This is a genomic window from Cryobacterium melibiosiphilum (assembly GCF_003602235.1).
Taxonomy (GTDB): Bacteria; Actinomycetota; Actinomycetes; order Actinomycetales; family Microbacteriaceae; genus Cryobacterium; species Cryobacterium melibiosiphilum.
In genome coordinates this window covers 104,330-127,203 of sequence record NZ_QZVS01000087.1, presented here as the reverse complement: position 1 = coordinate 127,203, position 22,874 = coordinate 104,330, and the positions used below count along the sequence as shown (strand labels likewise).

General features: G+C 64.6%; 15 protein-coding genes and 2 rRNA genes. 6 read left to right on the top strand and 11 right to left on the bottom strand.

Annotation, left to right across the window (positions count from 1 at the left end):
- Positions 1 to 40: 40 nt before the first annotated feature.
- From D6T64_RS13360 to D6T64_RS13345, 4 genes are all read right to left on the bottom strand, one after another.
- Positions 41 to 3,219: ribosomal RNA gene (locus D6T64_RS13360) — 23S ribosomal RNA — on the bottom strand.
- A gap of 914 nt (positions 3,220 to 4,133) precedes the next feature.
- A 16S ribosomal RNA gene (locus D6T64_RS13355) occupies positions 4,134 to 5,667 on the bottom strand.
- The 16S and 23S rRNA genes sit together here, the layout of an rRNA operon.
- An 851-nt stretch (positions 5,668 to 6,518) precedes the next feature.
- Positions 6,519 to 8,006 (bottom strand): adenosylhomocysteinase, encoded by a 1,488-nt coding sequence (ahcY, locus tag D6T64_RS13350; protein ID WP_119975176.1) that lies wholly within the window; start codon positions 8,004 to 8,006, stop codon positions 6,519 to 6,521.
- Positions 8,007 to 8,127: 121 nt separating this feature from the next.
- Positions 8,128 to 9,339 (bottom strand): MFS transporter, encoded by a 1,212-nt coding sequence (locus tag D6T64_RS13345; protein ID WP_119975175.1) that lies wholly within the window; start codon positions 9,337 to 9,339, stop codon positions 8,128 to 8,130.
- Between the two features lie 192 nt (positions 9,340 to 9,531).
- Between D6T64_RS13345 and D6T64_RS13340 the strand changes: the two genes are divergently transcribed.
- Complete coding sequence (locus D6T64_RS13340) at positions 9,532 to 9,984, top strand: MarR family winged helix-turn-helix transcriptional regulator (RefSeq protein WP_119975174.1); 453 nt, start codon at positions 9,532 to 9,534, stop codon at positions 9,982 to 9,984.
- 101 nt (positions 9,985 to 10,085) lie between these two features.
- Here D6T64_RS13340 and D6T64_RS13335 read toward each other — a convergent pair whose 3' ends face one another.
- From D6T64_RS13335 to D6T64_RS13325, 3 genes are all read right to left on the bottom strand, one after another.
- Complete coding sequence (locus D6T64_RS13335) at positions 10,086 to 11,546, bottom strand: amino acid permease (protein WP_119975173.1); 1,461 nt, start codon at positions 11,544 to 11,546, stop codon at positions 10,086 to 10,088.
- Positions 11,547 to 11,688: 142 nt separating this feature from the next.
- The gene (gene manB, locus D6T64_RS13330; protein ID WP_119975172.1) at positions 11,689 to 13,143 is read right to left on the bottom strand and encodes a phosphohexomutase domain-containing protein; all 1,455 of its coding nucleotides are present in this window, start codon (positions 13,141 to 13,143) and stop codon (positions 11,689 to 11,691) included.
- A gap of 54 nt (positions 13,144 to 13,197) precedes the next feature.
- Complete coding sequence (locus D6T64_RS13325; protein ID WP_119975171.1) at positions 13,198 to 13,419, bottom strand: DUF3499 family protein; 222 nt, start codon at positions 13,417 to 13,419, stop codon at positions 13,198 to 13,200.
- Between the two features lie 73 nt (positions 13,420 to 13,492).
- On the opposite strand from D6T64_RS13325, the gene D6T64_RS13320 reads away from it, so the two are divergent.
- The 3 genes from D6T64_RS13320 (at position 13,493) to D6T64_RS22670 (ending at position 16,832) form a co-directional block, all read left to right on the top strand.
- Positions 13,493 to 13,945, top strand: coding sequence for a metallopeptidase family protein (locus D6T64_RS13320; protein ID WP_119975170.1), 453 nt, complete (start codon positions 13,493 to 13,495; stop codon positions 13,943 to 13,945).
- A 239-nt stretch (positions 13,946 to 14,184) separates the two neighbouring features.
- The gene (locus D6T64_RS13315) at positions 14,185 to 14,868 is read left to right on the top strand and encodes a hypothetical protein (protein WP_119975169.1); all 684 of its coding nucleotides are present in this window, start codon (positions 14,185 to 14,187) and stop codon (positions 14,866 to 14,868) included.
- Positions 14,869 to 15,149: 281 nt separating this feature from the next.
- Entirely contained in the window at positions 15,150 to 16,832 is a 1,683-nt protein-coding gene (locus D6T64_RS22670) for a glycosyltransferase family 39 protein (protein ID WP_233551166.1), read from the top strand.
- Here the strand turns inward: D6T64_RS22670 and D6T64_RS13305 are convergent.
- Positions 16,798 to 18,180, bottom strand: a complete 1,383-nt coding sequence (locus D6T64_RS13305) for a glycosyltransferase family 87 protein (protein WP_119975168.1) — start codon at positions 18,178 to 18,180, stop codon at positions 16,798 to 16,800. The genes D6T64_RS22670 and D6T64_RS13305 overlap by 35 nt on opposite strands.
- Before the next feature lie 693 nt (positions 18,181 to 18,873).
- Here D6T64_RS13305 and D6T64_RS13300 point away from each other — a divergent pair.
- Together D6T64_RS13300 and D6T64_RS13295 are read left to right on the top strand one after the other, a co-directional pair.
- Entirely contained in the window at positions 18,874 to 20,211 is a 1,338-nt protein-coding gene (locus D6T64_RS13300; protein WP_119975167.1) for a molybdopterin-dependent oxidoreductase, read from the top strand.
- Positions 20,208 to 20,741, top strand: a complete 534-nt coding sequence (locus D6T64_RS13295) for a hypothetical protein (protein ID WP_119975166.1) — start codon at positions 20,208 to 20,210, stop codon at positions 20,739 to 20,741. Before D6T64_RS13300 ends, D6T64_RS13295 begins: the two co-directional genes overlap by 4 nt.
- Here D6T64_RS13295 and D6T64_RS13290 read toward each other — a convergent pair.
- From D6T64_RS13290 to D6T64_RS13280, 3 genes are read right to left on the bottom strand one after another with little or no spacing between them, the layout of a single operon-like run.
- Complete coding sequence (locus D6T64_RS13290) at positions 20,690 to 21,391, bottom strand: class I SAM-dependent methyltransferase (RefSeq protein ID WP_119975165.1); 702 nt, start codon at positions 21,389 to 21,391, stop codon at positions 20,690 to 20,692. The genes D6T64_RS13295 and D6T64_RS13290 overlap by 52 nt on opposite strands.
- Complete coding sequence (locus tag D6T64_RS13285; RefSeq protein WP_119975164.1) at positions 21,388 to 22,125, bottom strand: TIGR04282 family arsenosugar biosynthesis glycosyltransferase; 738 nt, start codon at positions 22,123 to 22,125, stop codon at positions 21,388 to 21,390. The genes D6T64_RS13290 and D6T64_RS13285 overlap by 4 nt, the downstream gene beginning before the upstream one ends.
- Positions 22,122 to 22,796, bottom strand: a complete 675-nt coding sequence (locus tag D6T64_RS13280; RefSeq protein ID WP_119975163.1) for a glycosyltransferase family 2 protein — start codon at positions 22,794 to 22,796, stop codon at positions 22,122 to 22,124. The genes D6T64_RS13285 and D6T64_RS13280 overlap by 4 nt, the downstream gene beginning before the upstream one ends.
- Positions 22,797 to 22,874: the final 78 nt, after the last annotated feature.

Here is a 22,874-nt window from a genome sequence, read left to right as displayed (position 1 = left end):
AACCACATAGTGGACGCATGCAGCTTATTCAAACTGTAGTGTTATCAAATTATCGGCTTATTAGTACCGGTCAGCTCCGTGGGTCTTTAGTCCCCACTTCCACATCCGGCCTATCAACGCAGTAGTCTAGCTGCGAGCCTCTCCCCCGAAGGGATGGAAATCTCATCTCGAAGCCGGCTTCCCGCTTAGATGCTTTCAGCGGTTATCCGTTCCGAACGTAGCTAATCAGCGGTGCTCCTGGCGGAACAACTGACACACCAGAGGTTCGTCCATCCCGGTCCTCTCGTACTAGGGATAGATCTTCTCAAATTTCCTGCGCGCGCAGCGGATAGGGACCGAACTGTCTCACGACGTTCTAAACCCAGCTCGCGTACCGCTTTAATGGGCGAACAGCCCAACCCTTGGGACCTACTCCAGCCCCAGGATGCGACGAGCCGACATCGAGGTGCCAAACCATGCCGTCGATATGGACTCTTGGGCAAGATCAGCCTGTTATCCCCGAGGTACCTTTTATCCGTTGAGCGACAGCGCTTCCACAAGCCACTGCCGGATCACTAGTCCCGACTTTCGTCCCTGCTCGACTTGTCAGTCTCACAGTCAAGCTCCCTTGTGCACTTACACTCGACACCTGATTGCCAACCAGGTTGAGGGAACCTTTGGGCGCCTCCGTTACTTTTTAGGAGGCAACCGCCCCAGTTAAACTACCCACCAGGCACTGTCCCTGAACCGGATCACGGTTCGAAGTTAGGTATCCAATATGACCAGAGTGGTATTTCAACAATGACTCCACCTGAACTAGCGTCCAAGCTTCACAGTCTCCCACCTATCCTACACAAGCCACACCGAACACCAATACCAAGCTGTAGTAAAGGTCACGGGGTCTTTCCGTCCTGCTGCGCGTAACGAGCATCTTTACTCGTAATGCAATTTCGCCGAGTTCGCGGTTGAGACAGCTGGGAAGTCGTTACGCCATTCGTGCAGGTCGGAACTTACCCGACAAGGAATTTCGCTACCTTAGGATGGTTATAGTTACCACCGCCGTTTACTGGGGCTTAAATTCTCAGCTTCGCCTTACGGCTAACCGTTCCTCTTAACCTTCCAGCACCGGGCAGGCGTCAGTCCGTATACATCGTCTTGCGACTTAGCACGGACCTGTGTTTTTAGTAAACAGTCGCTTCCCACTGGTCTCTGCGGCCTTCGAACGCTCCCGGAGCAAGTCCGTTCACGCCTCAGGCCCCCCTTCTCCCGAAGTTACGGGGGCATTTTGCCGAGTTCCTTAACCACGATTCTCTCGATCTCCTTAGTATTCTCTACCTGATCACCTGAGTCGGTTTGGGGTACGGGTGACTAAAACCTCGCGTCGATGCTTTTCTTGGCAGCATAGGATCACTGATTTCACCCTTACGGGCTACCCATCGGGTCTCAACCTTATATGAGAGACGGATTTGCCTATCTCTCGGCCTACATCCTTAGACCGGGTCAACCATCGCCCGGCTCAGCTACCTTCCTGCGTCACACCTGTTAATACGCTAACCGCACCAGCATAGGGTCGCACGCTAGGCCCCACGCTTCACCCCGAAGGGATCCATCTAGGGGATTCAGATGCTTAGCATTACTGGATTAGCTTGGGCGGTTTTTCGTCAGTACGGGAATATCAACCCGTTGTCCATCGACTACGCCTGTCGGCCTCGCCTTAGGTCCCGACTTACCCAGGGCGGATTAGCCTGGCCCTGGAACCCTTGATCTTTCGGAGGACGGGTTTCTCACCCGTCTTTCGCTACTCATGCCTGCATTCTCACTCGTGTGGCCTCCACGGCTGGTTTACACCGCCGCTTCGCTGGCCACACGACGCTCTCCTACCCATCAACACGGCTGAACCAACACCACAAGGGTGCGGCTAACCAAAAATATCAATGCCACAACTTCGGTGGCGTGCTTGAGCCCCGTTACATTGTCGGCGCGGAATCACTTGACCAGTGAGCTATTACGCACTCTTTCAAGGGTGGCTGCTTCTAAGCCAACCTCCTGGTTGTCTGTGCAACTCCACATCCTTTCCCACTTAGCACGCGCTTTGGGACCTTAGTTGGTGGTCTGGGTTGTTTCCCTCTCGACGATGAAGCTTATCCCCCACCGTCTCACTGCTGCGCTCTCACTTACCGGCATTCGGAGTTTGGCTGACGTCAGTAAGCTTTTAGGCCCCATCGGCCATCCAGTAGCTCTACCTCCGGCAAGAAACACGCAACGCTGCACCTAAATGCATTTCGGAGAGAACCAGCTATCACGAAGTTTGATTGGCCTTTCACCCCTATCCACAGCTCATCCCCTCCATTTTCAACTGAAGTGGGTTCGGTCCTCCACGACGTCTTACCGTCGCTTCAACCTGGCCATGGATAGATCACTTCGCTTCGGGTCTAGGACATGCGACTGAATCGCCCTATTCAGACTCGCTTTCGCTACGCATTCCCCTCTCGGGTTAAGCTCGCCACATATCACTAACTCGCAGGCTCATTCTTCAAAAGGCACGCTGTCACCAGAATCAGACTGGCTCCAACGGTTTGTAAGCAAACGGTTTCAGGTACTATTTCACTCCCCTCCCGGGGTACTTTTCACCTTTCCCTCACGGTACTTGTTCACTATCGGTCATGTAGGAGTATTTAGGCTTATCAGGTGGTCCTGACAGATTCACACGGGATTTCTCGGGCCCCGTGCTACTTGGGATACTTCTCGGGTGATTACTGCATTTCGACTACGGGGTTCGCACCCTCTATGACCAGGCTTTCAATCCTGTTCGTCTATACAACGCTCTAACCCTCACCATTCGGTAGAATTGGTAGAAAAGTCCCGCAACCCCGACCATGCAACGCCTACCGGCTATCACACATGATCGGTTTAGCCTCATCCGGGTTCGCTCGCCACTACTAACGGAATCACTGTTGTTTTCTCTTCCTGTGGGTACTGAGATGTTTCACTTCCCCACGTTCCCTCTACCCGCCCTATATATTCAGGCGGGAGTCACCAGGTCACCTCACGGGCCTGGCGGGGTTTCCCCATTCGGACATCCTCGGATCACAGTTCGTTTATCAACTCCCCGAGGCTTATCGCAGATTACTACGTCCTTCTTCGGCTCTACATGCCAANCCGAGGCTTATCGCAGATTACTACGTCCTTCTTCGGCTCTACATGCCAAGGCATTCACCGTTTGCTCTTAAAAATTTGAAATCACATGAGTTTGAATCGATTGGTGCCACGGAACGAATCCCGCGGCAGAAATTGACCAATGATCTAACACACACNTTATCAACTCCCCGAGGCTTATCGCAGATTACTACGTCCTTCTTCGGCTCTACATGCCAAGGCATTCACCGTTTGCTCTTAAAAATTTGAAATCACATGAGTTTGAATCGATTGGTGCCACGGAACGAATCCCGCGGCAGAAATTGACCAATGATCTAATTGCTTAGATCTTTGTAATTTGCTCTCTTACGAGAGNCCCGAAGGCATGTGTTTTGATCTTTGTAATTTGACCCCGAAGGGTTCAAATTTAAGATGCTCGCGTCCACTGTGTAGTTCTCAAAGTACGGGCGGTACCCTGTCCTGCCGGCGAATGATGCCAACACAACAAAGTCCAGAGGAACAGTTCAACCCAGACTTACGTCCGAATTGTTCCGGTCCCTCAGGACCCAACAGCGTGCATATACAAGTCTCTCAACAACCGGCCGTTCCAACTCCCGAAGGAGCGTACCAGGCCAGCCGAAGCCGTTCTTGTATCAATGTCAATGTTCCACCCATGAGCGCCACCAGAAGCGTTCGCTTCTGTAATGACTGGCACCGTTGATCTCGCTGTATACAGACGAGCGGTNATGCCAACGAAAAGAAGTCCAGAGGAACAGTTCGATCCTCCCCGAAAGGAGAAACGTTCCGGTCCCTCAGGACCCAACAGCGTGCATATACAAGTCTCTCCGAAACCTACTTTTCCAACCCCGTCCTCACAGACCAGGCGTACCGAATAAATCTCAGCCGTTCTTGCATCAATGTCAATGTTCCACCCATGAGCGCCAGCCAAGAACGTTCGTCTTGGTCTGACTGGCCGACATGTTCCGCTGTATACAGACGGGACGGCACGTGCTCCTTAGAAAGGAGGTGATCCAGCCGCACCTTCCGGTACGGCTACCTTGTTACGACTTAGTCCTAATCACCGATCCCACCTTCGACAGCTCCTCCCCTTACGGGTTAGGCCACCGGCTTCGGGTGTTACCGACTTTCATGACTTGACGGGCGGTGTGTACAAGGCCCGGGAACGTATTCACCGCAGCGTTGCTGATCTGCGATTACTAGCGACTCCGACTTCATGAGGTCGAGTTGCAGACCTCAATCCGAACTGAGACCGGCTTTTTGGGATTCGCTCCACCTTGCGGTATCGCAGCCCTTTGTACCGGCCATTGTAGCATGCGTGAAGCCCAAGACATAAGGGGCATGATGATTTGACGTCATCCCCACCTTCCTCCGAGTTGACCCCGGCAGTATCCCATGAGTTCCCACCATTACGTGCTGGCAACATAGGACGAGGGTTGCGCTCGTTGCGGGACTTAACCCAACATCTCACGACACGAGCTGACGACAACCATGCACCACCTGTATACCGACCTTGCGGGGCGACCATTTCTGGCCGTTTCCGGTATATGTCAAGCCTTGGTAAGGTTCTTCGCGTTGCATCGAATTAATCCGCATGCTCCGCCGCTTGTGCGGGCCCCCGTCAATTCCTTTGAGTTTTAGCCTTGCGGCCGTACTCCCCAGGCGGGGAACTTAATGCGTTAGCTGCGACACGGAGACCGTGGAATGGTCCCCACATCTAGTTCCCAACGTTTACGGCATGGACTACCAGGGTATCTAATCCTGTTCGCTCCCCATGCTTTCGCTCCTCAGCGTCAGTTACGGCCCAGAGATCTGCCTTCGCCATTGGTGTTCCTCCTGATATCTGCGCATTCCACCGCTACACCAGGAATTCCAATCTCCCCTACCGCACTCTAGTCTGCCCGTACCCACTGCAGGCCCGAGGTTGAGCCTCGGGTTTTCACAGCAGACGCGACAAACCGCCTACGAGCTCTTTACGCCCAATAATTCCGGACAACGCTTGCACCCTACGTATTACCGCGGCTGCTGGCACGTAGTTAGCCGGTGCTTTTTCTGCAGGTACCGTCACTTCCAGGAAAACCCAGTCGCTTCTTCCCTACTAAAAGAGGTTTACAACCCGAAGGCCTTCGTCCCTCACGCGGCGTTGCTGCATCAGGCTTGCGCCCATTGTGCAATATTCCCCACTGCTGCCTCCCGTAGGAGTCTGGGCCGTGTCTCAGTCCCAGTGTGGCCGGTCACCCTCTCAGGCCGGCTACCCGTCGTCGCCTTGGTGAGCCATTACCTCACCAACTAGCTGATAGGCCGCGAGCTCATCCTTGACCAAAATTCTTTCCACCCAAAAAGATGCCTCTTCAGGTCGTATCCGGTATTAGCTACAGTTTCCCGCAGTTATCCCAGAGTCAAGGGCAGATTGCTCACGTGTTACTCACCCGTTCGCCACTGATCCAAGGAGCAAGCTCCTCTTCACCGTTCGACTTGCATGTGTTAAGCACGCCGCCAGCGTTCGTCCTGAGCCAGGATCAAACTCTCCGTAAATGTTTGAATAGCTCCAAGATCCGAAGACCCCGTGCCCATCTAGTGCACCAAGCCGCCGGAATAGGCGAACAAGGCACAAGTTTGAAACTGACAGAACAAATCATTACTGACTTGCTTTGTTTAGTTGCCCAATCTCGAAAGACCAGGACTTTTTCAATATTATTTCCAAAGGAATCTCTTGGCTGATCACCGCTAGAAACGGATCAACAACCACGAGGTTTTTGGCATTTGACATTGTGCACGCTGTTGAGTTCTCAAGGATCGGACGCACCCAGCTTCAAACCCGTATAATGGGCGGTCGCTCTGGGGCAACTTGTCTAACTTAGCCATTCCATCAGACGCTGTCAAGTCGGCGTTTCCGCCGCTCGAACCGCTTGATAAGGGCTCTTCGTCATCATGTGGAACCTTTCGGTTCGCTCGCTCTGACTGGTCCCGCTTGAGGCCGGCAGCTGAACAGCTTTCCGAACCTGTGGGGTACGTGTGATTACATTACGCACCCCGCGCATCCCCGTCAAACAGCGGCCGCAACCCGGGCGTGTCGCTTGCCCGCAACCCGCCCGTAACCTCCCCGTAACCCGGGGATCGGCCCGCACTTCGCCGCCTAGACCCCGCAAGCCAGCCCTCGGACTGCAGGTCGTCTCGCCCGGTTTCGACCAGCGCGCTTCGCGCGCCGGCTCAACCAGCGAAATTGTTAACATCCCGCTGGTTGAGCCGCGACGTGTTTTCGGCAGGCTCAACAACCGGCGGTCGAAACCCCGCGAGCCGATGCTCAGACCGCGGAAAAGCCCGCTGGGCGCCGGATTGAGCTTGTCGAAATATCAACCAGCGGGCATCCGCGGTTCAACCGGCGGCTAGTAGCGGTAGTGGTCGACCTTGTAGGGGCCGTCGATCGGCACGCCGATGTAGGCGGACTGCTCGTCGGTCAGCACGGTCAGCTCCACACCGAGGGCGTCGAGGTGCAGGCGGGCGACCTTCTCGTCGAGGTGCTTCGGCAGCACGTACACGCCGATCGGGTAGTTCTCGGGTGTGCAGTACAACTCGATCTGCGCCAGTACCTGGTTGGTGAACGAGTTGCTCATCACGAACGAGGGGTGTCCGGTGGCGTTGCCGAGGTTCATCAGGCGCCCCTCACTGAGCACGAGCACACTGCGGCCGCTCGGCAGGTGCCACTCGTGCACCTGCGGCTTGATCTCGACCTTGAACGCCCCCGGCAGGGATTCGAGCGCGGCCATGTCGATCTCGTTGTCGAAGTGCCCGACGTTGGCGACGATCGCGAGGTGCTTCATGCGCAGCATGTGGTCGACGCCGATGACGCTGAGGTTGCCGGTACCACTGACGAAAATGTCAACCTGCTCGACGACGGATTCGAGGCGGGCGACCTGGAAGCCATCCATTGCCGCCTGCAAAGCGTTGATCGGGTCGATCTCACTCACGATGACTCGGGCGCCCTGGCCGCGCAGCGCCTCCGCGGCTCCCTTGCCGACATCGCCATAACCGGCGACGAAGACGACCTTGCCGCCGATGAGGACATCCGTCGCCCGGTTGAGGCCGTCGGGGAGGGAATGACGGATGCCGTACTTGTTGTCGAACTTGCTCTTGGTGACCGAGTCGTTGACGTTGATCGCCGGGAACAACAGCTGCTTGGCGGCGAAAAGTTCGTAGAGGCGGTGCACGCCGGTCGTGGTCTCCTCGGTGACGCCGAGCAGGTCGGCGGCGATGAGGGTGTAGCGGTCGGTCGACTCGGCGAGCGAGCGGCGCAGGGCGGCGAGAATCACGCCGTATTCGTGGCTGTCGCCGGCGGCATCGGCCGGGACCGCGCCGGCCTGTTCGAATTCGCGGCCCTTGTGCACGAGCATCGTGGCGTCTCCGCCGTCGTCGAGGATCATGTTCGGGCCGGTCCAGGTGGCTCCGGCAGCGGATGCTTCGGCGCTCCAGTCGAAGATCTGCTGGGTGCACCACCAGTAGTCCTCGAGGGTTTCACCCTTCCAGGCGAACACGGGAACGCCGGCGGGGGCATCCGGGGTACCGGTCGGTCCCACGGCGATCGCGGCGGCCGCGTCGTCCTGGGTGGAGAAGATGTTGCAGCTGGCCCAGCGCACTTGCGCGCCGAGGTCGACCAGGGTTTCGATGAGCACGGCCGTCTGCACGGTCATGTGCAGGGATCCGGCGATGCGGGCGCCGGCGAGCGGCTTGGACTCGCCGAATTCGGCGCGGAGGGCCATAAGGCCCGGCATCTCGTTTTCGGCCAGGCGCAGCTGGTGGCGGCCGGCTTCGGCGAGCGAGAGATCGGCGATCTTATAGGCGAACGCGGGGACGGTGTGGGGCGCAGCGACAGTCATGCGTCCATCTTGCCATTCCCGGCTGCGCGGGTCGCGGGATGCGTCGCACGGCGACCCGCGGCATCCGCTGCCTCAGTCGGTTGCTGCCGTACCATTCGACGGAGATCGGGCCGGTTTCGGGTCACGCCAGGCGATTTTCGGCTAATTCGGGGGCAATCTCCGTCGAATGGTACGCGGTCGGGGGTGCGATCAGAGCTGGACGGCGATGAGCTGCGGCGGCCATGACGAGGAGCGCGACCAGCGCGGCGACGGCGCCGGCCCAGATCGGCGCGGTGTAGCCTCCCCCGGCGGTGATCAGCAGTCCGCCGAGCCACGCGCCGAGCGCGTTGCCGAGATTGAAGGCGCCGATGTTGGCGCCGGAGGCGAGAGTGGATGCCCCGGGCGCGAACTTCATGACCCGCATCTGCAGTCCGGGCACGATGGCGAAACCGAAGAAGCCCATCAGCACGAGGGACACGATCGTCGCGACCTGATTCTGCGCGGTGAGGGCGAAGAAAATAAGCACGGCCGTGAGCCCCGCGAGCAGCACGATGAGGCTGGTGTCGAGGGCACGGTCCGCGGCGCGGCCGCCGAGGGTGTTGCCGAGGAACAGGCCGACCCCGAAGACGATCAGCAGCCACGGCACGGTGCTCGAGGCGAATCCGCTGACCTCGGTGAGGGTGAAGGCGATGTAGGTGAAGGCGCCGAACATGCCGCCGAATCCGAGGATGGTCACCGCGATGGAGAGCCAGACCTGCGACGACCGGAAGGCGCGCAGTTCGCCTCGAAGGCTCGCGGCGTGCGGGGCTTTCATGCTGGGCACGAGGAAGACGAGCCCCATCAGGGCGACGACGCCGATGGCCGTGATGGCCCAGAACGTGGAGCGCCAGCCGAAGGCCTGCCCGAGCAGGGTGCCGAAGGGAACGCCGAGCACGTTCGCGGTGGTCAGGCCCGTGAACATGATGGCGATCGCGGCGGCCTTCTTGTTCTCGGGCACGAGGTCCGCCGCCACGACGGAGCCGATGCCGAAGAAGGCGCCGTGGCAGAGGGCCGCGATGATGCGGCCGGCGAGCATGATTTCGTAGGTGGGCGCAATGGCGGAGAGCAGGTTGCCCGCGATGAACAGCACCATGAGGGCGACGAGCACGCGCTTGCGGGAGAACCGGGTGACGGCCGCCGTCAGGCCGAGGGCGCCGACGACGACGCTGAGCGCGTAGCCGGAGATGAGCCAGCCGGCCACCGCCGGGGTGACGCCGAAGTCCGCCGCGACCTCGGGCAGCAGTCCCATGATGACGAACTCGGTGAGGCCGATGCCGAAACCCCCGAGGGCGAGGGCAATCAGGCTGATGGGCATGTGAAACTCCTTGGAACAAACGGATGTTTCCGCGCCGGCCAGGTCCCGGCCGATTACGACGCGTACGCTAGTAGTTGCAAGCGCGTTATATATCCTTGCACGAATTGATTGCACACGCTAGCTAAACGCGTGCGCAACTGTATACGTACTGCCCGATTGTGAGTGAGCCGATTCTGATTCATGGAGGTCCCGATGAGCATCGAAGACGACGCCGTCGAACTGCGCGCCCGGGGTTGGCGCACCCTCGCCGCCCTGCACGGCGCCATCGACACCGAGCTCGAGCGTGCCCTGCAGGCCGCAGCCGCACTGTCCGTTGTTGAATACACCGTGCTCGACGCCCTCAGCCGCCAGGATGGCTGGCACATGCGCATGCAGCAGCTCGCCCATGCGACCGCACTCTCGAGCAGCGCCACGACCCGTCTCGTGAACCGGTTGGAGGATCGTCAGCTGCTCACCCGCATCCTCTGCGCCGATGATCGACGCGGAATCTACACCGAGCTCACCCCCGCAGGCCAGCACCTGTTGCTCGCGGCGCGCCCGGTGCACGACGACGCCCTCGAGGCGGCGCTGACTTCAGCGGAAGCTATTCCCGAACTCGCCCCGCTCGTGCGGGCGCTGCACGGCGGGGCGCCCGCGCCAATCTAGCCGCACCCCGCCCTTGCGATCCTGCGCGAGTGAGCAATTAATGCACCAAACCTTCGCGGGAAGTGCATTAACTGCTCACTCGCGGAAAAAGCGGGGACGGCTCAGGAAGCCGAGACGGGGAGCGGGCGCTTGCGGTAACGCAGCACGCCGACCGTCACAAGCACCGCGGCGAGCAGCAACGACAGCAAGAGCGACTCACGGGTCTTCTCGATCACGAGCATGCCGACCAGCAGGGCGAGGATGCTGGCGATCGCGAACCAGGTCAGGTACGGAAACAGCCACATCTTCAGGGACAGCGCGCGGGTCTCAGCGGGGCTCAGACGGCGCCGCAGAATCAGCTGCGACACCGCGATGACGAGCCAGACGAAGAGCGCGATCGCACCGGACGTGTTCACGAGGAACAAGAACACCGTGTCGGGCGCGAGGTAGTTCAGCCCGACGGTCAGGAACCCGACGACGGTCGAGGCCAGCACCGCGCTGCGCGGCACGCCGCTCTTCGAGATGTGAGTCCAGGACTTGGGCGCATCCGAGCGCACCGCGAGCGAGAACAGCATCCGGCTCGCCGTGTACAGCCCCGAGTTCAGGCACGACAGCACCGAGGTGAGCACGATGATGTCCATGATCGTGCCGGCGCCGGGGATTCCGTAGAGCTCGATCGCCGCAACGTAGGGGCTTTTCGTGACGGATGCCGCATCCCACGGCAGCACGGTGACCACGACCGCGATCGAGCCGATGTAGAAGATCAGGATGCGCCACACGGTCGAGCGCACGGCCTTGCGTACGGCGTCGACCGGGTTTTCGGACTCGCCGGCGGCGATCGTGGCGATCTCCGCGCCGAAGAAGGAGAACACGACCACGAGCACGCCACCGAGCACGGCGCCGCTGCCGTTCGGGAAGAATCCGCCTTGGCCGGTGAGGTTGGAGAGCCCCGGGGCTGGCACGCCGGGCATCAGGCCCAAGATCGCGACGACTCCGAGCAGCAGGAACACCACGATCGCGGCGACCTTGATCGAGGCGAACCAGAATTCGAACTCGCCGAACGACTTGACGGAGGCGACGTTCGTGAGGGTCAAGAGCACCATGAGAATGAGCGCCCAGACCCACTGGTCGACGCCGGGAACCCAGCGGTGCACGATCGCCGCGCCGGCGGTGGCCTCGATGCCGAGCACGATGATCCAGAACCAGGCGTAGAGCCAGCCGATGCTGAATCCGGCCCAGCGGCCGAGGGCGCGGTCGGCGTAGGCCGAGAACGAGCCGGTCTCCGGGCTGGCCGCGGCCATCTCGCCGAGCATCCGCATGACGAGGATCACGACGAACCCGGCGGCGGCGTAGGCCACGAGGATACCGGGGCCGGCCTCCTTGATGGCCGCGCCCGAGCCCACGAACAGGCCGGCCCCGATGACGCCGGCGATGGCGATCATCGACAGGTGCCGCGGCTTCAACGTGCGGGAGAGTTGTGGTTCACCACCCGGAACGCCGGGGGAAGCGGATGCCGTGGGGCCCGCATCCGCGTGAGGGGAAGTTCTTGAGGGTGTCGTGCTGGCCAGGGGATCAGGGGCCATGGTGGTGCTCCAGCGGGATAAGAACGATCGCGCCGCGTCGAGAGCGACGCGGGTCGAACCATTGCGGGTACTGCTTTGCCCTCCCGAGGTTAGTGGTTCGCGGGCCGGCCCCGCGCCCGCATGACGCCGCGAGCCTGGCGGATCAGGCGTCGAGGAGGGTGAGCACCGCGTCGCGCACGCGCACCATTTCGGCCGCGGTCGCGGCCTCGACGTTGAGCCGCAGCACGGGTTCCGTGTTCGAGGGCCGCACGTTGAACCACCAGAACGGTTCGGTCGTGCTTGTGAGCCCGGTGACGGTCAGGCCGTCGAATTCGTCGAAGTCCGCGTCGCCGCTGTAGGCCTCGACGATGCTCGCGTAGGCTCCGGGCACGTCGTCAACCTCGAGGTTGATCTCCCCCGACATGGCGTACGGGGCGACCTCCGCGGCGAGCGCCGACAGGGCGAGCGGCTGCCCGCCCCGTTCGGCCAGGCCCAGTTCGGCAAGCACGTGCAGCGCGGCGAGTAGGCCGTTGTCGGCGCCGAAGAAGTCCCGAAAGTAGTAGTGGCCGGAGTGCTCCCCGCCGAAGACGGCGCCGGTCTCGCGCATGTCCTCCTTGATCAGGGAGTGGCCGACCTTGGTGACCACCGGAACGGCGCCGGCCGCTTCGATCGTCTCGACCAGCCGCCGCGAGGTGACGAGGTTCAGCAGCACGACGATTTCGGCGGCGGGGTCGGCCGCGCGGTCCCGGGCGATCAGGCGGCGGGCGACGATCGCGGCGACCGCGGACGGGTCCACGACCTCGCCGGCCTCGTCGATCACGAAGCAGCGGTCGGCGTCGCCGTCGAACGCCAGGCCGAGGTCGGCGCCGTGGGCGATGACGGCCTGCTGCAGGTCGAGCAGGCTGCCGGCCGGCATCGGGTTGGGCGCGCGGTGCGGAAAGGTGCCGTCGAGTTCGAAATACAGCGGGATGACCTCGATCGGCAGCGCGGCCAGCCCCGCCGCGTCGCCGAGCACGGCCGGCACCGTCAGTCCGGCCATGCCGTTGCCGGCGTCGACGACGACGCGCAGCGGGCTGAGGGGAGTGAGGTCGACCAGGGACCGCAGGTGCGCCGCGTAGGCGGGGAGGACATCCGCGTGCCGGCGGCTGCCGGGGCTGGCGACGGGCTCGATCCCGTCGGCGAGGTAGCCGGCGGCCCGATCGCGCACCGCGCTCAGGCCGGTGTCCGCGCTCATCGAGACGGCACCCGCGCGCGAGAACTTGAGCCCGTTGTACTCGGCGGGGTTGTGGCTCGCGGTGATCATGACGGCGGGCACCACGTCGCGGCCCGACACGAAGTAGGTTTCGTCGGTCGAGCACAGGCCGAGCATGACGATGGATGCCCCACGCGCCTCGGCCCCGTCGGCGAACGCCTCAGCGAACTCGGCCGAGGACTCCCGCATGTCCTGGCCGATGGCGATCTCGGCCGCCTGCCCGCCCGGTGTGGCCACCTCGTCGGCGAAGGCGGCGCCGAGGGCGCGCACCAGCGGGGCGGTCAGCTCCGCTCCGACGAGACCGCGCACATCGTAGGATCCGACAACGAGGGACAGGTGGGCGAGGGCTTCTTGCGACGAACTCATACCGGGGAATCTACCCCACGGGTCTGACCGACCGTCCCGAACGGGGGCCGCGAGTCAGAGCTGCGGCTGGTCGCCGCCGAGGGCGGCGTGCCGCATCAGGCTCCAGCCCGCCGGAACGGTGGTGAGCTGGGCATGCCGGGCGCAGAGGTCGAAACTGTGCGGGCTCTTCGTCACGGCGAGCGGGCCGAGCACGGCGAGTGCGTCGGCATAGTCGAAGGTCAGGGTGGCGACGGCGGGAGCCTGACAGGCCACTCGGGAACACGGTCGGAAATCCATTTGCTTGCAGCGTACTCGGGTGAGGCCGCAGCGAGCTTCCCGGCACGGCGCACCCGCGAACTAAGATTGGCCCATGCCTCGATCTCGTCGATCCTCCTCTCCGGAACCGACGGTGCGTGGGCGTGGGCGGGACCGTCACGGCCGCGGCATCCGCAGCTCGGCTACCGGGCCCTATTTGCCGCCGCTGCGCACCCGGATCGACCTGTTCGATATGACGGTCGCCTCGACCGTCGAGTACCTGCGCGGCGTCTGGCCCGAGGAACTCGCCGACGTCAGGTTCCTCACCGCGGCCGGGCCTGCCACCGTGCCTGCCGGCACCGACGTGAGCATTGAACGCTGGCACGTATCCGCTGCGGAACGTCGTGTCGTCTTCTACCGGCTGCCGATCCAGCGTCTGTCACGCCTGCACCTGAACGACGAGATGCACCAGCGCATGATGATCGAGAGTTGCGTCTTTCGCGGCATCGCCGAGCTGCTCGGCAAAGACCCGTGGGACATCGCGCCCGACCGGTTTCGCCACTTCTAGCCCGCGAACCCGTCTCGCCGCCCGCACGATCGCCCCTGCTCGAGGGGCAGGTTTGGTGTGGCCGAAAGTATTCGGCCCGCGAACATCCGCGTGATTCCGGGGTTTTTCCCTGAACGTTTGCTGAATTTGATAACAGAACGGTAACAGACCGACCGATTTCCAAACCATTCTCCGCATGGAACCGAACACCTGTCATACCCCAACACACCAACGGGACAACCGAGACAAAGGATCACATCATGCGCAAATTCACCAAGACCGCACTGGGCTTCGCTTCCGCCGGAATGCTCATCGCCGGCCTCGCTGCCTGCTCCACCACCCCTGCTTCCACCGGCTCCTCGTCGGCTCCGGAATCCTCCTCGTCGGCCGAGTCCAGCCCGGTCCCCCTCGCGTCGATCCCGTCGCTCGACAACGGTGTTGACACCGCTGTGCTGCTCGACGCCGACTTCGCCGCCGCCCTCACCAGCCTCGGCCTCACCCCCGGCACCGTCGGCACCGCGACCCTGGTCGACGGCAGCCTGATCTTCCCGATCACCGGCGGAAACGTGGACTACTACGACCCCGAGGAAGACTACCGTCCGTTCGTTCAGGGCACCCTCGAGCACGAAGGCTCCGGCTTCTCCCTCACCGCCGGTGAGACCACGGTTGAGCTGACCAACTTCACCATCGACCCGGGCACTTCGGAGCTCTTCGGTGACGTCACGGTCAACGGCGAAGTTGCCGCCGAGCAGGCCCTTCTCTTCAACCTCTACGGCGGAACCCTGAAGCCCCTCGAGATGGACGGCACCAACGCCATCCTCGAAGGAACCACGGTTCACATCTCCTCCGTCGCCGCCGGCCTGCTGAACGACACGTTCGCCACCGACGCCGTTGCTGACCAGCTGCTCGTCGGCATCGCGAAGATCACCGTCGCCACCGAGTAACACCCGCTAGTCCTGCACAGGCTCCGTCTGCACAGCACTCTGCACAGCTAGCAGCATCCGAAAGGCCCGTCGCGCACAACGCGACGGGCCTTTCTACGTCGATCGATGCCTGCGCCGTGCGTAAAGCGGATGCCCGCCCTTCCAGACCACAGGCCAATCCCCTATCCTCGACACGCACCCCATGATCGGTGTGCTCCCTGGCCGTGCGCACAGACAATCCGCGCGCACCCTCCCGGCCGACCGCCTCATTCGTTGCCCGACCTTAACAGAGGCCAGACCCGATGACCCCTTCCACAGCACCCACGCCGACTGTGCCCGCCCCGGCGCGGCCAGCGCCAGCGCCGAATCTCGGCCAGGCTGGCGGTCGGTCGCGAATGCGGCCCGGCACCCGCGACGCGTTGCTGATCGGACTCGTGGGTTTCACCCTCGCCGTCGCCTTCTCCTGGGTCCCGTCACTCTGGTACGACGAAGCCGCAACCGTGACCGGCGCGACGCGCAGCTGGTCACAGCTGGCTGAGATGCTCACCTCGGTCGACGCCGTGCACGGCCTCTTCTACGCCCTGATGCATGTCTGGTTTGACCTCGTGGGGTACACCCCCTTCACCCTGCGGCTGCCAAGCGCGCTCGCGACCGGGGTCGCGGCCGGGCTGCTCGTGCTGTTCGTGCGCCGATTCGCCCCGCGCGGCACCGCCGTGCTCGCCGGCCTGCTGTTCTGCCTCCTCCCCCGCATCACCTGGATGGGCGAGGAGGGCCGCTCGTTCGCCCTCTCCACCGTGTTCGCCCTGCTGCTCACCCTCGTTTTTCTGGCCGCGTCGCGGCGTTCGGCCGAGGCCGCCGGTGCGGCCCCGGGGCCGGTCTCAGCGCGACGTGTGTGGGTTCGGGGGCGCTGGTGGCTGCTCTATGCCATGCTCGCGATCGTCGCGACCACCCTGTTCCTCTACGTTTGCCTCGTGGTCGTCGCCCACGGCGTGACCGCCGTCAGCACCCTGATCGCCGCCCGGCGTGCTGCGGGCCGGATTGACGCGGGCCGGGTTCGCGGCGGGTGGGCGGCCCTGCGCGGGTGGGCCGCGGCATCCATCGTCGCCGGACTGGTGCTGCTGCCCTTCGTTGACGAGGTCGTCGGCCAGGCCAGCCAGGTCGGCTGGATCAAGGAAATCGGTGCGACGACGTTCGACGACATCGTGGTCGTGCAGTGGTTCCTGTTCAATCCGACGTTCGCGGCGTTCGGCTGGGTGCTGATTCTCGGCGGCCTCGCCGTGCTGGGGATTCGGGCCTGGCGGAGCCGCGGAGCCGCGTCCCGCACGACGGCGTCCGCGCCGGGCATGCCGTCGCTGCTCGCGCTCGTCGTGCCGTGGCTCGTGGTGCCGACGCTCGCGCTGATCGTGCTCTCGCTCGTGATGACGCCCGTGTTCTCCCCGCGCTACCTGGCCTTTTCCGCGCCGGCCGCCGCAATCCTGATGGCCGTCGCGGTGTGCGCGCTGCCGCGGCGCTGGCTGCGCGTGACGGCGGTGCTCGCCTGTGTCGCGCTGACCGCTCCCGGCTACGTCGCGCAGCGCCTGCCCGAGGCGAAGCAGAATTCGTCGTGGAACGAGGTCGCCGACCTGATCGCGGCCGAACGTGCCCTCGAGCCGGCCGGCGCGGGTGAGGCGATCATTTACGGGCCGGTGCGGCAGCATCCGTCGGCGACGACGCGGGTGATCGCGTACTCCTACCCGGATGCCTTCGCCGGGCTGGTCGACGTGAAGCTGCGCACGCCCGCGGCCGAGACGGGGCAGTTGTGGGAGACGCGGTATCCCATCGACGAGGTGACCGACCGGTTCGCCGGGATGGACACGGTCTGGCTGGTGACGAGCAACAAGCAGGATTGGCGGCCGAGCGTGACGGCGAAACTCGCCGTGCTGGGTTACGGCCTGGACACCGAGTGGAACCTCACGGGAGTGAACGTTCTGCGCTTCGAGAAGTAGCGCGGGCCCCGCGGCGGCGGTACACCGCGACGCCGACGATCAGCAGCACCGCGACGCCGGTGGCGATCTGGGTGACGAGGTCCTCCGGGATCAGCAGCCGTAGCGTGAGTGCGAAGGGAACCGCGAGCCATTCCCAGCGGCCGGTGAGCGCGATGAAGGGCAGCAGCAGCAGCGCGTACCAAGGGTAGCGGGGGCTGACGATCAGCAGCGCGCTGCCGATCATCACGAGCTGGCCGAGCCACGGATGCGCCGGGTCGGTTTTGAGGATCACGAGCACCCCGATCACCACCAACAGGGTGCCGGCCACGATCACGCCCGCGCCGCCCGGGGCGACGAGGCTGATCAGCGCGAAGCGGCTGCCGTCTTCGTAGCCCTCCTCGCTGAGGTAGCCGGGCAGGTAGCCGAGCACGCCGATGCCGGTCGCGAGCACGTAGGGCACGTAGAGCAGCGCGAAGGTGGCGATGGAGGCGACGATGATCTTCCAGCCACGGTCGCGCAGCATCGCCGGGGCGGCGAGCACCGGGATGAGCTTGGTCGCGATCGCCGCGCCCAGGGCGATGCCGCCGAGCCAGTGGCGGCCGGACGCGGCGAGGAACACCGCGGCGAGCACGAAGATCACACCAAGCATGTCGACGTGGGAGTTGGTGACGGCCTCGGTCGCGACGAGCGGGCACCAGGCCCAGAGGGCGGCCCAGCGCGGGTTGATGCCGTGGCGCCGCATACCGAACAGCAGCATCACGGTGGTGCCGAGGCTCAGCAGCAGGCCGGCGAGCTGCAGCACCCAGTAGCCGGGCGCTGGACCGGTGATGGCACGCACGCCGGCGAAGAAGAGCTCGGCGGCCGGCGGGTAGATGGTGGGCACAGTGGTGCGGTTCAGCGTGGAGCAGAACACGTCGCCGGACTGTTTCTTCTCGACCGTTTCGAGGCGTTCGCCGATGCACTCGGGGTCGCCCGCGGCATCCGTCACCGGCGCCGGAAAGAGCCAGTCGGGCCGCAGCTCGTCGAGGCGGTCGTCGTCGGGGGTGTAGGCGTAGGGCGAGATTCCGGCGTTCTGCACGATGCCGTCCCAGGCGTAGCGGGCAGAGTCGGTGCTGGTATTCGGGGCGCCCGCCATGGCGGCGGCGCCGATCAGGGTCGACCCGGCGAGGATCAGCACGACGATGGCGCGGCCCTGCACGCGGCGCAGCAGGAACACGGCGAGCGCGAAGAGCGCCCAGAGGGTGGTGGTGCCGATCAGCAGCGGAATGCGATGGGGGCCGCCGGGCGTGAACAGGTCATAGGCCACGACCAGGAATCCGGTCAGCGCCGCACTGACTACGAGAATGACGGAGATCAGGACGGTGCGCACCCGTCCATCCTGCCTTAGGCGGATGCCGGTGGCCGGCTTTCGGCGGTGCGGGCGCGGCGGGGTCACCGGGACGTAAGGAATTGGGGCTCAGGTGTCTCGCTGGGCGCGCCGGCCGGTCGGCTCCGTGGCGCGGCATCCGCCAAGGGGCCATTGTTGGTTTTTCGCTGGCGAGATGCCAACAAACGCCCCATGCGCCACCCCGTGGAGCACCCGCCCAGCCCCCACACCCGCTCAAGGGGCCATCTGTGACACCTCGCGCACGAAGTGTCACAGATCGCCCCATGGCGCACACGAAGTGGCAAAGAACGTCCCATGAAATCGATTCAAGGGGCTATCTCTGACACCTCGCGACAGGCACAACCCCCTCAAGGGGCCATCTCTGACACCTCGCGCGCGAAGTGTCACAGATCGCCCCATGGCTGGTCGTGACTATCGGTGGATATCGCGAAGTGTCACAGATGGCCCCGTCGCCAAGCTGCGCTTCCGTCTCCATGGGGCCATCTGTGATGCTTCACGCGTAGGCGTCGCCAGTAGGTGGGCGCAGGCAGCGGATGTTGCACCCTGGGTTGCGCCCGCCCGCGCGGCAGGGCGGCGGCGGGGCCGAGCGGGGCCCAGGGCGAGAGTTCTCGGGGACGTAAGGTTTCGGCGGCGAAAAGAGGGGGTGCATCCGCGTCGAAAGTGGTGGAATTGACTATGCGGCGACTGATGTACGAGGCCCAACGCGCACTGGCATCGCCGGTGCGCACTCCCCGCATGGCCACGGTGATCGGGCGGCTGCTGGGAGCGGCGTTTTTGATCTGCTTCGGCACCGGGCTGTACAGCCATTTTCTGCAGGATCCGCTGCCGTGGATGCGCTTCGCCACCCGCCCCGAATTTCTCTACCAGTTCACCCAGGGCACCCACATCGTCACCGGCATCCTCTGCTTTCCGCTGCTGCTGGCCAAGCTCTACGTGATCTTTCCGGCGCTGTTCGCGTGGCCGCCGGTGAAGTCCGTCGTGAACGTGCTCGAACGCGCGTCGATCGCCCTGTTCGTGGGCGCGTCGCTCGTGCAGATCACGATCGGCCTGGTCAACACCTACCAGTGGTATCCGTGGCCGTTCCCGTTTCGCCAGGTGCACTTCGCGCTCGGCTGGGTGCTGATCGGGCTGCTCGCCATTCACATCGGAGTGAAGCTGCCGATCATCGTCGCCAACTGGCGTAAGAAAGCGGATGCCGCAGCGCACGACGACACGTCTGGCGGCGGGGCGGGCGGCACCGGCGGCAGCAGTCAGCGCGAGCACACCCTCACGCCCGACGACCGCCTGGTCGACGCCGTCTCGCCCCACCGGGCCGACAACCCCGAAGAAGTGCGACTCTGGGGCACCACCCGTCCCGGCGGAATCACCGGACGCATCATCGACTACATCGACGCGACTCCGGCTCTGCCGAAGCGGGTCAGCCGGCGCGGCTTTCTCGCGACGATCGGGGTGAGCGCCGTCGCGATCGGGGGCCTGACCGCCGGGCAGACCTTCGCGCCGCTCGACGCGGTGAACGTGTTCGGCCCGCGCAAGAAGGGCGTGGGCCAGCAGGGCGTTCCGGTCAACCGCACCTCGGAGCAGGCGAAGGTCGCCGACTCCGCGATGAACGCCGGCTGGGTGCTCACCGTCATCGCCGCCGGATCCGAGCTGACGTTCACCCGCGCCGAGCTCGAGGCGATGCCGCAGACCGAGGTCACCCTGCCGATCGCCTGCGTCGAAGGCTGGAGCCAGATGGCCGTGTGGCGCGGGGTGCGCATGGTCGACCTCGCGACGGCGGTCGGGGCATCCGCGTCGACCTCGTTCCGGCTGACGAGCCTCGAAGAGCGCGGCAGTTTTCGAATGACCGACATGGGCCGCGAATACGTGCAGGATCCGCTGACCCTCGTCGCCCTCGAACTCAACGGGGAAACCCTCGACCTCGAACACGGCTATCCGGCTCGCATGATCGCGCCCGGCCGGCCCGGGGTGCTGCAAACCAAATGGCTGAGCCGAATCGAGGCGATCGAGACATGAGCGTGACGACCGGACAGCCGAGCACGGCCCAGACAGCGGTTGGCGCGGGGCCGGCGGTTCCCACGGGGGCCGGGCGGGGCATCCGCTTCGCCCGGATCACCCTGCTGACCGTGGGTGTGGCGCTGCTCGCCTGGGGTGCCTACGTGATGCTCGACACCGTGCGGCTGCCGCGCATCACGGGGTTGGCGATCTGGATCGCGGCCGCGATCATCCTGCACGACGCGATTCTCGCGCCGATCCTGTTCGGCGCCGGGTTGCTGCTGCGCCGCGCGGGCCAGACAGTGCCCGGCACGGTGATCGCCGTCGTGCAGGGCACCCTCGTGGTCGGGTCGATGGTGTCGCTGATCGTGGTGCCGATCCTGGTGGCGCAGAACTTCACGCCGAAGAACCCCAGCATCCTGCCCCTGAACTACGGGCTGAACCTGGGGATCTTCTGGCTCGTGCTGGTGCTTCTCGGCACCGGGCTGTCGGCCTTGCTCTACCTGCGGGCGAGGCGGGCGAACGACCGGCCGTCGAGCAGCCAGGACTGAGTCACGGTCAGGCCGACCGCCGCGGCGCGCACGCGTAGGGCGTCGACGCCGATCTCGGCCCACGGAAACGAGCTGCTGCGGCGGCCCATCGAGTCTTCGATCGTGCCCTCGTAGGACAGCTCGTGGCCGGGATCACCGCTGACCTCGATGATCAGCTCGCCGTGGCGGGCGAGCAGGGCGGCGCAGCGCCGCAGCAGGGCCTCAGGGTCGCCGCCGATGCCGATGTTGCCGTCGACGAGCAGCAGGGTGCCCCAGGTGCCCTCGAGCGGGATCTGGTCGAACACCGAGCGGTTCAGCACGGTCAGGCCCGCGGCGAGCGCGATGCGCACCGCCGTCGGCGAGACGTCGACGCCGACGGCGGAGAGCCCGCGGTCCATCGCGGCACGCACCATGCGGCCGGGGCCGCAGCCGATGTCGAGCACCGGACCGGTCGCGCCGTCGAGCAGGGAGTGGTCGGTCGCGTCAGCGTCGGCGCTCCAACGGCCGGCGTCCATCGGGGCCATACCGTTGCGTTCGGAGTGCACGCTGTGCAGGTAGAGCACGTTCGCCTCGCTCTGCAGCGCGGCGGCGTAGGGCTCGGCGCCGCCGGCGCCGAAGGTGGAGGGCGCGAGGCGGCCCGTGGTGCGGGTGTCGGTGTCGGTGAGAGTCATCGGGTTCCCTTCGGGGCGCGAGCGGGGGCGGTCGGTCGGGGGCCGGCGACGGATGCCGCGGCCGGGGCGGGCGGGACGGCCGCCGTGAGCTCGTGGAGGGTCGCCGCGAAGCGGCCGTCGGGGGCGAGGGCGGCCACGTCGGTCGCGGCTTCGATCGTGTCGACATCAACGAGGGTCTCGAGCAGGCGCACGCGCAGGCCTGCATCCTGAAGGCGAGCGAGCTGGGTCGCTCCGGTGTCGTCCCGCGACATGGCGACGCCGCGAATCAACGCGCCCGTGGGCTTGTTCAGCCCGAGCGCCCAGAAGCCGCCGTCGACGGCGGGGCCGAACCAGGCATCCATCGTCGCGGATCGCAGGCCCGGGCCGGGGCGGGCCGCGGCGGCCCAGTCGGCGAAGACCGGGGCGAGCAGCGCGGCGGAGATCTGCGGGGTGTCCATGCCGACGAGCAGGGTGGGCTCGTCGCAGCTGTCGAAGATCGCGGCGAGGCGTTCGTCGAGGTCGCCGGCGACCTGAGGCAGGATCTCCCAGCCGGCCGCCGCGTCAGGCGGGGTCTCGCCGTCGAAGGCGAGGATGCGGCGGGCCGGGCCGCCATCGAGAGAGTTCACGGTCTCGAGGGTGTCGTCGAGGCTCGCCGAGGCGAGCTCGGCCGCGGCCTCGTAGCTCAAAGCGGGGTGCAGGCGGGTCTTGACACGACCGGGAAGGCACTCCTTCGCGATCACCACCACGATGCTCATTTGCGCACCTCGCGCAGCAGGCGGCTCATGTCGCCGACCGCGGTCAGGGTGCCGCGCACGGTACCGGTGACCTTGCTGCGGCCGACGCGCGGGGAGTAGGGGACATCCACTTCCTGGATGCGCCACCCCGCCTCGGACGCGCGCAAAAACATCTCGAGGGGGTAGCCGCTACGGCGGTCCTGGAGATTCAGGGAGAGGAGCTTCTCGCGGGAAGCGGCCCGCATCGGGCCGAGGTCATGGATGGTCACACCTGTTATTCGGCGCAGTCGCCAAGAAAGGCTGGTATTTGCTATTCGGGCGTGCACGGGCCACGATCCGGCGACCGTCGGGCGGCGGCGGCCGAGCACCAGATCGGCGGTGTCCGCCGCGACCGGGTCGACGACGCGGGGCAGGTCTTCGGGGTTCATCGAGGCATCCGCGTCGCAGAACGCGACGATCGGAGCCGTCGCGGCGAGCAGGCCGGCGTGGGCGGCGGCGCCGAATCCGCGTCTGTTTTCGTGGATCACGGTGGCCCCGAGGCTGCGGGCGATGTCGGCGGAGCCATCCGTCGACCCGTTGTCGACCACGATCGCGCGATACCCCGCAGGCAGGCGCGCCAGCACCCAGGGCAGTGCGCCGGCCTCATCGAGGCACGGAAGCACCACGTCGACTGTCGGCTGATTCTGAGTCATAGATCGACACTAAGTTGGGCTGGCTGGGAGAACCGGGCATGAAACGTTACGGAAAACGGAAGTCTGGGGCCCGGTGCG

Coding starts and splice junctions, on each gene's coding strand:
- ahcY (WP_119975176.1), bottom strand. CDS start 8,006: ATGACTGTCGCTGCGCCCCACACCGTCCCCGCGTTCGCCTATAAGATC.
- D6T64_RS13345 (WP_119975175.1), bottom strand. CDS start 9,339: ATGCCCATCAGCCTGATTGCCCTCGCCCTCGGGGGTTTCGGCATCGGC.
- D6T64_RS13340 (WP_119975174.1), top strand. CDS start 9,532: ATGAGCATCGAAGACGACGCCGTCGAACTGCGCGCCCGGGGTTGGCGC.
- D6T64_RS13335 (WP_119975173.1), bottom strand. CDS start 11,546: ATGGCCCCTGATCCCCTGGCCAGCACGACACCCTCAAGAACTTCCCCT.
- manB (WP_119975172.1), bottom strand. CDS start 13,143: ATGAGTTCGTCGCAAGAAGCCCTCGCCCACCTGTCCCTCGTTGTCGGA.
- D6T64_RS13325 (WP_119975171.1), bottom strand. CDS start 13,419: ATGGATTTCCGACCGTGTTCCCGAGTGGCCTGTCAGGCTCCCGCCGTC.
- D6T64_RS13320 (WP_119975170.1), top strand. CDS start 13,493: ATGCCTCGATCTCGTCGATCCTCCTCTCCGGAACCGACGGTGCGTGGG.
- D6T64_RS13315 (WP_119975169.1), top strand. CDS start 14,185: ATGCGCAAATTCACCAAGACCGCACTGGGCTTCGCTTCCGCCGGAATG.
- D6T64_RS22670 (WP_233551166.1), top strand. CDS start 15,150: ATGACCCCTTCCACAGCACCCACGCCGACTGTGCCCGCCCCGGCGCGG.
- D6T64_RS13300 (WP_119975167.1), top strand. CDS start 18,874: ATGCGGCGACTGATGTACGAGGCCCAACGCGCACTGGCATCGCCGGTG.
- D6T64_RS13295 (WP_119975166.1), top strand. CDS start 20,208: ATGAGCGTGACGACCGGACAGCCGAGCACGGCCCAGACAGCGGTTGGC.
- D6T64_RS13290 (WP_119975165.1), bottom strand. CDS start 21,391: ATGACTCTCACCGACACCGACACCCGCACCACGGGCCGCCTCGCGCCC.
- D6T64_RS13285 (WP_119975164.1), bottom strand. CDS start 22,125: ATGAGCATCGTGGTGGTGATCGCGAAGGAGTGCCTTCCCGGTCGTGTC.
- D6T64_RS13280 (WP_119975163.1), bottom strand. CDS start 22,796: ATGACTCAGAATCAGCCGACAGTCGACGTGGTGCTTCCGTGCCTCGAT.